The 12,587-nt window shown below is 63.9% G+C and carries 10 protein-coding genes, 1 pseudogene and 1 riboswitch; of the genes and pseudogenes, 7 read left to right on the top strand and 4 right to left on the bottom strand.

Translation table 11 applies throughout. The features are described 5' to 3' along the window. The first annotated feature begins 26 nt into the window (after positions 1-26). Both BC360_RS07080 and BC360_RS07075 read left to right on the top strand, forming a co-directional pair. Entirely contained in the window at positions 27-596 is a 570-nt protein-coding gene (locus BC360_RS07080; protein WP_025425216.1) for a CarD family transcriptional regulator, read from the top strand. Between the two features lie 348 nt (positions 597-944). After that, the gene (locus tag BC360_RS07075; protein ID WP_053251667.1) at positions 945-1,811 is read left to right on the top strand and encodes an RNA polymerase factor sigma-32; all 867 of its coding nucleotides are present in this window, start codon (positions 945-947) and stop codon (positions 1,809-1,811) included. A gap of 292 nt (positions 1,812-2,103) precedes the next feature. Here BC360_RS07075 and BC360_RS07070 read toward each other — a convergent pair whose 3' ends face one another. From BC360_RS07070 to thiB, 4 genes are all read right to left on the bottom strand, one after another. Beyond that, a complete protein-coding gene (locus BC360_RS07070) occupies positions 2,104-3,615 on the bottom strand; it encodes a M48 family metalloprotease (RefSeq protein ID WP_065780396.1) in 1,512 nt (503 codons plus the stop codon). 295 nt (positions 3,616-3,910) lie between these two features. Continuing rightward, a complete protein-coding gene (locus BC360_RS07065) occupies positions 3,911-4,627 on the bottom strand; it encodes an ATP-binding cassette domain-containing protein (protein ID WP_065794701.1) in 717 nt (238 codons plus the stop codon). Further along, complete coding sequence (gene thiP, locus BC360_RS07060) at positions 4,624-6,228, bottom strand: thiamine/thiamine pyrophosphate ABC transporter permease ThiP (RefSeq protein WP_065794747.1); 1,605 nt, start codon at positions 6,226-6,228, stop codon at positions 4,624-4,626. Before thiP ends, BC360_RS07065 begins: the two co-directional genes overlap by 4 nt. 31 nt (positions 6,229-6,259) lie before the next feature. Next, complete coding sequence (thiB, locus tag BC360_RS07055) at positions 6,260-7,288, bottom strand: thiamine ABC transporter substrate binding subunit (RefSeq protein ID WP_065794700.1); 1,029 nt, start codon at positions 7,286-7,288, stop codon at positions 6,260-6,262. 49 nt (positions 7,289-7,337) lie between these two features. Beyond that, positions 7,338-7,455, bottom strand: a riboswitch (TPP riboswitch). Positions 7,456-7,596: 141 nt separating this feature from the next. On the opposite strand from thiB, the pseudogene BC360_RS07050 reads away from it, so the two are divergent. From BC360_RS07050 to BC360_RS07030, 5 genes and pseudogenes are all read left to right on the top strand, one after another. After that, a pseudogene (locus tag BC360_RS07050) lies at positions 7,597-8,182 on the top strand (GNAT family N-acetyltransferase). A gap of 106 nt (positions 8,183-8,288) precedes the next feature. Further along, positions 8,289-8,939 (top strand): thiamine diphosphokinase, encoded by a 651-nt coding sequence (locus BC360_RS07045; RefSeq protein ID WP_065794746.1) that lies wholly within the window; start codon positions 8,289-8,291, stop codon positions 8,937-8,939. Between the two features lie 3 nt (positions 8,940-8,942). Continuing rightward, a complete protein-coding gene (locus BC360_RS07040; protein ID WP_065794699.1) occupies positions 8,943-10,769 on the top strand; it encodes an ABC-F family ATP-binding cassette domain-containing protein in 1,827 nt (608 codons plus the stop codon). Between the two features lie 78 nt (positions 10,770-10,847). Further along, positions 10,848-11,327 carry a MarR family winged helix-turn-helix transcriptional regulator gene (locus BC360_RS07035; RefSeq protein ID WP_065794698.1) on the top strand — a complete coding sequence of 160 codons (480 nt, stop codon included), beginning with the start codon at positions 10,848-10,850 and terminating at the stop codon, positions 11,325-11,327. Continuing rightward, entirely contained in the window at positions 11,324-12,562 is a 1,239-nt protein-coding gene (locus tag BC360_RS07030) for a multidrug effflux MFS transporter (RefSeq protein WP_065794697.1), read from the top strand. The genes BC360_RS07035 and BC360_RS07030 overlap by 4 nt, the downstream gene beginning before the upstream one ends. Positions 12,563-12,587 lie beyond the last annotated feature (25 nt).

Here is a 12,587-nt window from a genome sequence, read left to right as displayed (position 1 = left end):
TGCGAAACAGGGAGTTTTTGAAACGAATGACGACCCAGCAGAAAAAATCTTCGACACGCCACGGCTTCAAGACCGGTGAATCGATTGTCTATCCGGCCCATGGCGTCGGACAGATCGTTGCTATCGAGGAGCAGGAAGTTGCCGGCATGAAGCTTGAGCTTTTTGTCATCGATTTCGAAAAGGACAAGATGCGTCTGAAGGTGCCGGTCGCCAAGGCCGTCAGCATCGGCATGCGCAAGCTCTCGGAGACCGATTTCGTCGATCGCGCGTTGAAGGTTGTGCAGGGCAAGGCTCGCGTGAAGCGGACCATGTGGTCGCGCCGCGCACAGGAATACGATGCCAAGATCAATTCCGGCGATCTGATCTCGATCGCAGAAGTGGTGCGCGACCTCTACCGCGCAGAAAACCAGCCGGAACAGTCCTATTCCGAACGCCAGCTCTATGAAGCTGCCCTCGACCGCATGGCGCGCGAAATCGCGGCCGTGAACAAGATGTCCGAGACCGAGGCCGTTCGCCTGGTCGAAGCCAATCTCAACAAGGGCCCGAAGCGCGGGAAGGCAATCGAAGAAGACGACGCCCAGGACGAGGCAGCTTAAAGAGCGCCAGTCCTTCCCCATCACGACAAGACCAAGCCCGGCCATCGCGCCGGGCTTTCTCGTTTTGAGCGTGCTTGTTTTGAGCTTTCTCGTCCGGGCGAGGGAACTTTTTGCGCGGAAGCGCATTTATCAAGGCCGGCAGGGATGCGCCGCTTTCCTGCCGGGGCGATCTGGGTCCTGTGATCTTCTGTCAGAATTCAGCTTCGTAGTTTGGAAGTAGGGCGCCGCACCGTTTCTTCAAGCTTCGGTGTCGTCGCACCAGCCGCCGCCGGCGCCGGTCGGGTTCCTCCGTCCGGCCCTTGGACTTCACCCGTTAGCGGCGTCCAGGCGCCCGCCATGGAGCGATCGATGAGGACTCTCACAGCAGACAGGCGCATGATCAAGATTGCGATGGAGGCGCCTTATCTCGAGCGTGAAGAAGAGCATGCATTGGCAAAGGCCTGGCGAAACGATCACGATCAGGATGCCCGCAACAAGATCGCCATGTCGCATATGCGGCTGGTCATTTCCATGGCGGCAAAGTTCCGCAATTTCGGCCTGCCGATGGGCGATCTCGTCCAGGAGGGGCATATAGGCCTGCTTGAGGCCGCCGCACGCTTCGAGCCCAGCCGTGAGGTGCGCTTCTCGACCTACGCGACATGGTGGATCCGCGCCTCGATGCAGGACTATGTGCTGCGCAACTGGTCGATCGTTCGCGGCGGCACCAGCTCGGCCCAGAAGGCGCTGTTCTTCAATCTTCGCCGACTGCGCGCGCGGCTTGCACAAGGCGACCGCCAACTGACATCGCAGGCTATGCATGAGGAAATTGCGGCTGCCCTCGGGGTCAGCATTGCCGACGTCCAGACCATGGATGCGCGCCTGTCGGGCAGCGACACCTCGCTGCAGGCACCGGTGGGCGGCGCGGATTCCGATGGTGGAGAGCGGCTCGACTTCCTCGCAAGCGATGCGCCGCTCCCTGACGAACAGGTGAGCGACATGATCGACGGCGAGCGTGCCCGCATCTGGCTCCGTGACGCCATGGGTGCACTGACCGAGCGCGAGATGAGGATTATCCGCGCGCGACGTCTGTCGGAGGAAGGTGCAACGCTGGAGGAGCTGGGGCTCGACCTCGGCATCTCCAAGGAGCGGGTCCGCCAGATCGAGACGCGCGCGCTCGAAAAGCTGCGGGCTGCACTCGCCACCAAGGCCCCGGCACTGACATCCATGGCGCACTGAGGCATTTCCAGGAGAAGTGCAAAGCGATCTTCCGTCAACGGACGGGGAGCAAGCGTCGGCGTGGTTGCGCAAGCGGGCCGAGGACGGAACGCGTCAACGTGCTCAATGGACGGCAAACGCATTCGCATCTTCGATGCAAAGACATAATATCAGCGCAGGTTGGTGCAAGACGGCATCGGACTACCGCATGTTTCCTTAAGTCCTACCCGATTTATGGACAAAAACATGCAGCAATTCAAAGTGCTACAGCGACCTTTGCGCGTCTGATAAGACGCGCGGCGCCGTTGGGCGTTTACTCGGAAATGATCTTGACCCGGTCGCCCGGCTTGATGGTTGAGGTGACCTGCATGGCGTTGATCAGCCGGAACAGATCGAGCTTGCGGTCGGTACCCATCATCCGGGCCGACAGCGTGGCAATCGTCTCTCCGGGCTTGACGACGGCGACGCGGATGCGCAGCGGCTTCAGCGACTGTGCTTCGACTGGTGTCATCTTGCGGAACGACGCGCGCAGCTGGTTGGCCGTCGGCTCCAGCGTGCGCGATCCCTTTGGAACGGCGGTCAGGAATCGGTAGATGCGGTTGTCGATGCGCACGACGGTGACGTCGAAATCCCAGCGATCGGCGGAGGCGCGTGCGGTCGCGGCCTCAAGGCCGTTGACGCTGGTCGGGCGGATGGTGTCGGGCTGCAGGCCGGTCACCCAGCCGCTGGCGATGTAATCCGTCAGGCTCTTGCGGGCCGTATCGGCGATGCCGTCGAAGCGGATCGCCACGTCGCCGGGCCCCGTTGCCAGAACCGCTTCCGCCTTGTTGTCGATCTGGAAGCCGGTCGGCACGTCGAACCGGATGCCGAGCTGGCCGTGCATGAAGGTCTGGCCGCGGACATAGCCTTCCTGTGGGCTGTCGCCATAGAGCAGCCCATCGATGCCGGCGAGATAATAGTCGCGACCGCGGTCGCCGCTGGTGCCTTCGGCGCCAAACGCACGCGCGTGCCGGCGCGCGAGATCGACGCGTTGCGGGGCGTTCGGGTGGCTCGACAGGAAGTCGAGGCTCTGGTCGGCTTCCGGATCAACCGCCGAGAAGCGGCTATAGGCGGCCATGGAATCGAGGAAGCGCGCCGCTGCATAGGGGTCGTAGCCGGCTTCGCCGAGCATGCGCACGCCGATGACGTCGGCCTGGAGCTCCTGGTTGCGGGAGAAGGCGGCCAGACGCAGCTTGCCGCGCGCCAGTGCCTGCTTGCCGGCGAGATCCGAGGAAAGCACCTCGGAGACGACACGGCTGGCGATGACTTCCGCTTCCTCGCGTTGCTGGCGCTCGATGCCATGGTTGGCGGTGACGTGCGCCATTTCGTGCGACAGCACGGCCGCAACCTCGGACGCGTCATTGGCAAGCGCCAGCAGGCCGCGGGTGACGTAGAGATAGCCGCCGGGCAGCGCAAAGGCGTTGATCGCCGGGGAATTGAGGATGGTGATGCGGTAGGACTGCTGCGGGTTCTCCGAGACGGCCGTCAGCGCACCGGCGATGCGCGCCACCAGCCGCTCCGTCTTTGCGTCCTTGTACTCGCCACCGTAACTGGCGACGATGCGCGGGTGTTCGCGCGCGCCGAGCTGGGCACGGGGGTCGTTCTTCTGGACTTCATCGACGATCTGCGGATTGGAGGACGGTGATACGGTCGGCTCGTAGGTCTGCTCGATCACCGACTGGCAGGCGGAAAGCAGCGCCGTCGCAAGCAATGCAACCACAGCACGTGTCCGGATGCGTCCGCGTTTGGGCGGGAACCGGTCGTTTCTGACTGTATGACTTTCCATGCCTCAGCCCGTTTCCCGTCCAACGCCGGCCAGCCATAGGCGCTGCGGCGGCGTTGAAAGTCTTACTTTTTCAGCCGGATACGTCCGATCCGGCGTGAGTATTCCAGCCCGAGTCTTGCTGTATCTGATTTCAGCGCCACCTGCCTAGTTTACCCCGGTAGAAATAGTTGCCCCGTGGTATCACAGCAACGGATGCGCGAATATTCGCGTTGCGCCGGCCGGATAATCCGCGCGTCGCATGGCGCGGCGGTCAAATTGTGGCGAAGTGCTGCAGGTGGTAAGATTCCACGCCGCATCACTCGTTGCCGAGAAAGCGGTTGATGGCCGCCACGTCGCGTCGTTCGAGAAAGCGCTCGACCGGGTCATGGGCGATGATACGCCCCTGGTCCAGAAAAAGCACGCTATCGGCCAGTGCCCTCACGTCATCGGGATGGTGCGTGATCATCAGGATCGTGTTGTTCTCCTCATCATGCAGGTCTTGCAGCAATGCGCGCATGCCGGCCCTCATGCCGGGATCGAGTGCGGCAAAAGGTTCATCCAGCAGCAGCAGTGGGCGGTGCCGCACCAGGGCGCGCGCCAGTGCCACACGCTGGCGTTCGCCGCCGGACAACGTCGGTGGCAGGCGCGTGCCGAAACCGTCGAGCCCTACGCGGTCAAGGGCGTCGTCTATTCGTGCGCGATCAGCGACCGACAGGCGAAGCGAGGAGCTGATACCGAAGCCGACATTGGTGGCGACGTCGAGATGCGCAAACAGGTTGTTGTCCTGAAAGACCACGGAAACGGGCCGTTCTGCCGGCGCCCGGCCTGCCATCGTCTTGCCGAGAATGCGAACCTCTCCCCGGTCCGGCTCCTCGAAGCCGGCGATGACGTGAAACAGCGTCGACTTTCCGGATCCGGACGCGCCGGCAACCGCGACGATGCCGCCTGGCTCGATGGTGCAATCGAAATGAAGCGCCGTGGTGTCGTAACGGATATCGACGCCAACGAGCTCCACGGCCGCCTGGGAATTCATGTCTTTCGTCCTTCCGGCAAGCGCCTGTCGCCGGCCGTGCCGAGCATGGTGAAGATCAGGCAGAGCAGGCCCAAGAAGAGCGCCAGTCCGGCTGCATCCGTGGTGCGATAACTGCCCATCCGGCTGTAGAGCAGCCACGGAAGCGTGACCATGTCCTGCGAACCGAACAGCGCCACGGCACCAAGGTCGCCGAGCGACAGCGCCATGGCGAAGGAGAACGCCATCAGCAAGGGTTTCCTGAGCGGCGGCAGGTCGATCCATCGCAGGCGATGCAAGCCATGGATGCCAAGGCTCGCGGTCAGCCGGTCGGTGCGGGCGGCATGCGTTGCCATCGCCGGGGCCAGGATCCGGTGCACGAAGGGCAGCGCCATCAGCGCGTTGATGGCGACGACGATGGCCGGGGCGAAACGCGCGACATCGCCAAAGGGGCGCAGAAGCAGGAACCATCCCGCCCCAAGCACGACCGGCGGCACTAGCAGCACCAGCGAGGTGCTGGCGGTGACAGTGCTGGCAAAAGCCCTGGCCAAGGTCGGGGCGTGGCGACGCGCCACAACAGTACCTGCGGCGCGGATCATCGCGGCGGCAACGCCGACGCAAAGGAGTGCCGAGAGGACGGCGATGACGATGCTGGTGATGAGGGCACGATGCACGCTCGGGTCGCCCGCAAGCTTCACCAGGTCCGCACGCAGGCCCGAGCCGAGGACGGCCATCAGCGGCGCCCCGATAAAGAGCAGCGAGAACAGGATCCAGCCGGCATCGGATGCACGGGAGAGGCCGGTTCGTGCATCGTAGCGTCTGGAGGCACGGCCTGTGGTCGCGCTTTGCGCGGGTTCGGTCGCGACACGGGCCAGTGCCAGGAGCAGGGCTCCGGTCATGACGATCTGCAGGGCGGACAGAGCGATCGCCCGGGGTGGATCGAAATCGAAGCGCAGCGCCTGGTAGATCGCGACCTCGATGGTGCTGGCGGCAGGCCCGCCGCCGAGCGTCAGCACGAGGGTGAAGCTGGTGGCGCAGAGCATGAAGACGAGCCCGGCTGCCCCCGGCAACAATCCACGAAGGACCGGCCATTCGACAAAGCGGAAGAGTGCGCCGGGCGGCATGCCCAGATTGGCGGCGGTTCTCCAATATTCCGAGGGTATCCGCTCAAGGCCGGCGAGGAAAAGGCGCGCGACAAGCGGCATGTTGAAGAAGACATGGGCAAGCAGGATGCCGAAGAGGCCATAGATGCTCACGGGCTGCTGCAGCCCGAGCTCTGCAAGGGCGGTGTTGAGCACGCCCTGCCGGCCCCAGATCTCGATCAGCCCGAGTGCGCCGACCAGCACCGGCAGACCGAGCGGCAGGGCCATGATCCGTAGCACCCAGACGCGGCCGGGAAAGGCGGTCCGGCGCGCGAGTGCCCGCGCGACCGGAATGGCCAGAGCAACCGAAAGCAGCGTCGAAAGGCTCGCCTGCAGCAAGGTGAAGCGCGTCACCCGCCAGATATAGGCATCGAACAGGACGCCGTTGCCAAAATCTCCGCTCTGGAGCAGAAGCGCTGCAATTGCGAGGCCGACAAAAAGCAGGATACCGCCGAGGCCCACGGCCCCGGCGGTGATGGTGATCCTGTTTTCGGCCGGCGCGAACAAACGGGTCTCAGTTCTTGCTCATGGCGGCGAGCCATTCGTCGATCCAGGCCTTGCGGTTTGCCGCGACCTCTTCCGACGGCAGCAGGAAGGTCTTCTCCGGATTGACCAGCTTGCCGAAAGCGTCGGGCAGGGGTTCCTTGGTCGCTGCGACCGGCATCATCCAGTTGGTGGTCGGAATGATTGACTGGAACTCCGGACCGGTCATGAAGGCGAGAAATTGCTTGGCAAGCTCCGGCTCCTTGGCGCTCTTGGTCATGCCGGCGACTTCGATCTGGATGTAGTGACCTTCCGAAAAGGCGGCTGCCTGGTAGCGATCGGTGTTTTCCGCCACCATGTGGTAGGCGGGCGACGTCGTATAGGAGAGCACCATCGGCGCCTCGCCCTTGGTGAACAGGCCATAGGCTTCCGACCAGCCCGGCGTCACGGTCAGCACACGGCCCTTGAGCTTGGCCCAGGCGGCACCCGCCTCATCGCCATAGACGGCCTTGACCCACAGAAGCAGACCGAGACCCGGCGTCGAGGTGCGCGGATCCTCGATGACGATCTTCTGCGACGGGTCGCCCTCGACCAGATCCTTGAGGCTCTTCGGCGGCGTCTTCAAAACCTGGCTATCATAGACGACGGCGAAATGGCCGTAGTCATAGGGGAGGAAGGTGTCGTCGGAGAAGTTGCCGGGCACCTTGACGCCTGCTGCTTCGATACCGTGCGGCGCGAAGAAGCCGGTGGCCTTGGCCTCGGCGACGAGATTGGTGTCGAGGCCGAGCACGATGTCGGCCTTGGAGGCCGCGCCTTCGAGCTTGAGGCGGGTCAGCAACTCGACGCCATCGGCGACGCCGACATAGGTGACCTTGCATTCGCAGGTCTTTTCAAAGGCTTCAGCGACCTTGGCACCCGGGCCCCATTCGGTGATGAAGCTTTCATAGGTGTAGACGGTCAGCGTCTTTTCCGCAGCGACGGCATTGGCCGCGAACACAAGGCTCGCAGTCGCGGCAAGCGCTAGCCGGCTAAGGAACTTCAGTTGCGATGAACTGGACATGGCAGGCACCTCTCCCTAATAATGATGTTGCATGGGAAAAGGGCGTATCGATCCGATCGCGTCTAATCCCTCCGCCGGTATGAGCCGGATCAGGTTCCGCGGGTTGGCGTTCAACGCCTCTCAGCCTTCGGCCGCCATGCGGTCGGAAGGCACCCCGTTAGAGCGGGTAGAGATTTACCGCCGAGCCGGTTTGATGGCAAGCGAAGTTTGGGGACGGAGAAAGCATGCGCCCCGCGTTTTCGCGCCGGCGGCGCATGGGGTAAATTCGTCCGTAGAGACATGAGACCCGGACGCGGAAGGAGTCTGCGATGACAGACATGCTCGTTCGCCTTTATGCCCTGCCGGCACAGCCCAGATCGCCGCTTGCGGACGGCATCGGCATTCACCGCGCGATGGCGCCCGAACGCAGGCGCGTCGTTCCCTGGATCGAGCAGACGTTCGGCTCCGGCTGGGCGGGCGAGGCGGAGGCCGCCTTCGCCTCGACGCCGACACGCATGCACATCGCGGTGTTTCAGGATCGCATCGTCGGCTTTGCCTGCCACGATGTCACCGCGCTCGGCTTCTTCGGGCCGACCGGTGTCGATGAGGCCATGCGCGGGCGAGGGATCGGCGAGGCGCTCTTGCGCGAGAGCCTGACGGCGATGCGCAATGCGGGCTACTGCATAATTCCTTAAATCGGAGTCGATTTAAGGAATTATGCAGCAGGTATAAAGCGTTACAGCGTCCTTTGCGCGTCATATTTGACGCGCGGCGCTGTATGGTTACGCCATCATCGGCGGCGTCGGCCCTGCCGAATTCTACCGGCGCGCGGTGGGCGCCATAGAGATCCCCGATTCCACGCCCGGCATCTATGCGGAGATGCTGTTTCCGGATCCCTTGCCCGACGAACACTGAAAATGACTAAAGATCACTGGCGACGGCGGCGCAAAATCGCCGGATCGCCCCTTCGTTCGGTTTTCTTGCTTTTCCTTGCCCGTGCCTTTGCGCTATGGGCTTTGCCATGGCCCGATCCACCTTCACCATTCTGCTCGGCGGTGCGCTTACCCCCACCGAGCGCGTTGCGCGCCAGCTCGCAGGCAGCCGCTTTGTTGCCGCCGATGGCGGCATGCGGCATGCGCGGACCCTGTCCGTGATCCCCGACGTCTGGGTGGGCGATTTCGATTCGACCGAGGAGACGCTGCTCACGGAGTTTGCCAGCGTCCCGCGTGAGCCCTATCCTGCCGCCAAGGCTGCGACTGATGGCGAAATCGCCGTCGAGGCGGCACTTTCGCGTGGCGCGGAAGCGCTGATCTTTGCCGGGGCACTTGGCGGCACGCGCAGCGACCATGCATTCCTGCACCTGCTTCAGGCCATTTCGCTGGCCGAGCGTGGGTTGCCGGTGTTCATGACCTCGGGCGAGGAGGAGGCCTATCCGCTGCTGGCAGGCGAGATCGAAATCGATCTGCCGAAGGGCAGCCTGTTCTCGATCCTCGGGTTGACCGATCTCTTCGGCCTTTCGATCGTCGGTGCGCGCTATCCGCTTACCGATTTCACGGTGCCGTTCGGGTCCTCCCGCACCGTTTCCAATGTCGCGGAGGGTCCCCTTCGCATTTCCCTCGACACTGGCCGGGCGATCGTTCTCGCCCGCCCCTATGACCTTTCCGGAGCCTGAGCCTTGGCGCCTCCCATTCTGAAACTCGACGATATCTTCCTGACCTTCGGTGGCACGCCGCTTCTGGCCGGCGCCAACCTGCAGGTGGAGCCGGGGGATCGCATCTGCCTTGTCGGGCGCAACGGTTCCGGCAAATCGACGCTGATGAAGATCGCCGCCGGTCTTGCCGAAGCGCAATCCGGCGAAATATTCCGCCACCCTTCGGCGACGGTTCGTTACCTGCCCCAGGCGCCGGATTTCGACGCCTACGACACAGTGCAGGCCTATGCCGAGGCGGGCCTTGGCCCGAGCGACGACCCTTACCGGGTCGCCTATCTGCTGCAGCATCTGGGCCTGACCGGCGAAGAAGACCCGGCGCGCCTGTCCGGCGGCGAGGCGCGCCGTGCAGCACTTGCCCGGGTGATGGCGCCGGAGCCGGATATCCTCCTGCTCGACGAGCCGACCAACCATCTCGACCTGCCGACGATCGAATGGCTCGAAGACGAGCTGACCAGGAGCCGCTCCGCCCTGGTTCTGATCTCGCACGACCGACGCTTCCTCGAAAAGGTATCGACCGCGACCGTCTGGCTCGATCGTGGCCAGTCGCGCCGGCTCGACCGCGGCTTCGGCCATTTCGAGGCTTGGCGCGACGAGGTGCTGGAGGCGGAGGAACTGGAACAGCACAAGCTCGGCAAGGCGATCGAGCGCGAGGAACACTGGCTGCGCTACGGCGTCACCGCCAGGCGCAAGCGCAACATGCGCCGTCTCGGCGAATTGCAGGACATGCGCTCGCGTCATCGCGGCCACAAGGGGCCGCAGGGCTCTGTTCAGGCGACGGCTTCCGACGCCAAGGAATCGGGCAAGCTGGTCATCGAGGCGGAGAAGATCACCAAGGCCTACGGCGAGCGGACGATCGTCGCGCCGTTCTCCATTCGCGTGCACCGCGGCGACCGGCTCGGCCTTGTCGGCCCGAACGGTGCCGGCAAGACCACGCTGTTGAAGATGCTGACCGGGCAGATCGAGCCGGATACGGGCACGGTGAAGCTCGGCACCAATCTTGAGATGGCGACGCTCGACCAGAAGCGCGAGGATCTCAATCTCGAGGATACGCTGGCCCACTACCTGACCGATGGAAGGGGCGAGAGCCTGATCGTCAACGGCGAGCAGCGTCATGTCACCGGCTACATGAAGGACTTCCTGTTCCAGCCGGAGCAGGCCCGCACGCCCATCCGTGAGCTGTCTGGCGGTGAGCGTGCCCGGCTGATGCTGGCGCGCATTCTTGCCCGCGCCACCAATCTCCTGATCCTCGACGAGCCGACCAACGATCTCGATATCGAGACGCTGGACTTGCTTCAGGAGGTCGTCGCCGGCTTTGCCGGAACCGTCATCCTTGTCAGCCACGACCGCGACTTCCTCGACCGCACGGTGAGCTCGACCATCGCGCCTGCCAATCCGGAGGCGCCTGACGGCCGCTGGATCGAGTATGCCGGCGGCTACACCGACATGATGGCGCAGCGCAAGGGCGCCATTGAAGAGCGGCGCAAGTCGGAGAAGGCGGAAAAGGCGAGGGTTGCTGACGTCGCAGCCCCTGCAGCCGAGACGCCGAAGGCCAAGGGCAAGCTGTCCTACAAGCAGAAGTTCGCGCTCGAGAATCTGCCGAAGGAGATCGCCAAGGCTGAGGCGGAAGCTGCCATGCGCGAGGAGAGGATGGCCGATCCCAACCTCTTTGCGAAGGATCCGAACACGTTTGCGAAACTGGCGCAGGAGCTGGAGAAGCTTCGCGGCGATCTCGCACGCATGGAAGAGGAATGGCTGGAACTGGAGATGCTGCGCGAGGAGCTCGAGGGCTGAGCCTAGGCGGCTCCCGCGTTGAAAGTCACCAAGGAGTATGATAAGGAAAGCTTATTATATCTCTTGTGAACGATCCTGATGCCGACAAAACTCGAATCCGAAACCATCGGCATGTTGCTGACCGATGTCTCCCGCCTGCTGCGCGGCGCCTTCGACCGCAAGGTCAACGCGATGGATCTCGGCATCACGCCGGGCGAGGCCCGTACGCTCATCCAGGTGGCGCTGACGGAAGGCATCAAACAGGCGGAAATCGCCACGCGCATGGGCATCGAGCCGATGACGCTGTCGGCCTATCTCGACCGGCTGGAGGCGATGGAGCTGGTTGCCCGTTTGCCTGATCCGGCCGATCGCCGCGCCAAGAACGTCGTCATCACCGACAAGGCCGACCCGCTGCTGGCCGAGCTGATGGCGGGGCTGCGCGAGATGATGAATGCCTATACGGAAGGGCTCGACGAGGCGACGCGCGAGATGCTCTCCGCCAACCTGCGCATCCTGCGCGAGAACCTGCGGCGCCTCGACCCCTGCGTGGCCGGCAAGGAGAAGGGTGCAAGACAATGACGCGCCGCATGAGCGAACGGCGCACCAGTATCATCGGCGCCTTCCTGGTGGCGCTCGGCCCCGTTTCCATGGCGCTCTACACGCCGGCAATGCCGGAACTTGTCCGCGCCTTTTCCTCCAGCGAGGCGGCAATCAAGATGACGCTGTCGCTCTATTTCGCCGGCTTCGCCTTCGCGCAGCTGGTTTCTGGTACATTGTCCGATGTCATCGGCCGCAGGCGCACGACGCTGATCTTCATGGCCATCTATCTGGCCGGCAGCCTGATGGCCGCCTTTGCCCCTTCGGTCGCGGTTCTGCTTGCCGGCCGCCTGGTGCAGGGCATCGGCGCCTCCGTCGGCATGACGGTGGCGCGCGCCATCGTGCGCGACCAGTTCACCGGCCTTCAGGCGGCGCGGATCATGAACATGATCGGCATGATGCTGGCCATCGGTCCGGCGGTGTCGCCGACGCTCGGCGGCCTGGCGCTTGGCCTCTTCGGCTGGCAGTCGATCTTCTTCCTGATGGTCGGCTTTGCACTGATGGCCTGTGTCAGCGTGCAGTTCTTCATGGCCGAAACCGCGACGCCCGATCCGGCCAAGGGCCACCTGCGCCCGATCCTCGCCGCCTATCGCGAGCTTCTCACCGACAGCCGCTTCGTCTCGTCGACCATCGTGATTGCCGGTGCCGTCGGCGCGCTCTACGCCCAGGCGACGATGCTGCCCTTCGTTCTGATCGGTACGGTCGGGCTGACGCCGACCGAATTCGGGGTCGGCATGCTGATGCAATCCGGCTTCTTCTTCTCGGGCACGGTCACGGTGCGGCTCCTGATGCGGCGGTTCACGCCGCAGGCGCTGGTGCCGGCCGGTCTCTGTTTCATCGCCATCGGCAGCGTGGCGCTCGCCTACACGATGCACACGCTCGAGCCGAGCTTCCTGTCGGTGATGGCGCCGGTCGGCGTCTACGCCTTCGGCATCGCCTTCGTCATGCCCTATATGATGACGGCGGCCATGGCGCCTTTCCCGCACATCGCCGGCACGGCATCGGCGATGATGGGTTTCATCCAGATGGGCGCCGGTCTTCTCGGCGGCGCATTGGCGGCGGTGGTCGGCGTGCCGGTGCTGGCGCTCGGAACGATCATTCCGAGCTTCGGCCTTCTCTGCGTGCTCAGCTACCTCTGGTACCGCCGGACGGTTCGCCTGAAGCCATTGGCCGCTGCCACCGATGGCAAGCAACCCCTGCCGGAAGCGGCCGAATAATATCAGCGCAGGTTGGTATAGGGCG

The organism is Ensifer sp. LC163, from assembly GCF_001695855.1.
Lineage (GTDB): Bacteria > Pseudomonadota > Alphaproteobacteria > Rhizobiales > Rhizobiaceae > Ensifer.
The sequence above is the reverse complement of the archived record's forward strand: the minus strand, read 5'-3'. Positions and strand labels throughout refer to the sequence as shown.

Coding starts and splice junctions, on each gene's coding strand:
- BC360_RS07080 (WP_025425216.1), top strand. CDS start 27: ATGACGACCCAGCAGAAAAAATCTTCGACACGCCACGGCTTCAAGACC.
- BC360_RS07075 (WP_053251667.1), top strand. CDS start 945: ATGAGGACTCTCACAGCAGACAGGCGCATGATCAAGATTGCGATGGAG.
- BC360_RS07070 (WP_065780396.1), bottom strand. CDS start 3,615: ATGGAAAGTCATACAGTCAGAAACGACCGGTTCCCGCCCAAACGCGGA.
- BC360_RS07065 (WP_065794701.1), bottom strand. CDS start 4,627: ATGAATTCCCAGGCGGCCGTGGAGCTCGTTGGCGTCGATATCCGTTAC.
- thiB (WP_065794700.1), bottom strand. CDS start 7,288: ATGTCCAGTTCATCGCAACTGAAGTTCCTTAGCCGGCTAGCGCTTGCC.
- BC360_RS07045 (WP_065794746.1), top strand. CDS start 8,289: ATGGCCCGATCCACCTTCACCATTCTGCTCGGCGGTGCGCTTACCCCC.
- BC360_RS07035 (WP_065794698.1), top strand. CDS start 10,848: ATGCCGACAAAACTCGAATCCGAAACCATCGGCATGTTGCTGACCGAT.
- BC360_RS07030 (WP_065794697.1), top strand. CDS start 11,324: ATGACGCGCCGCATGAGCGAACGGCGCACCAGTATCATCGGCGCCTTC.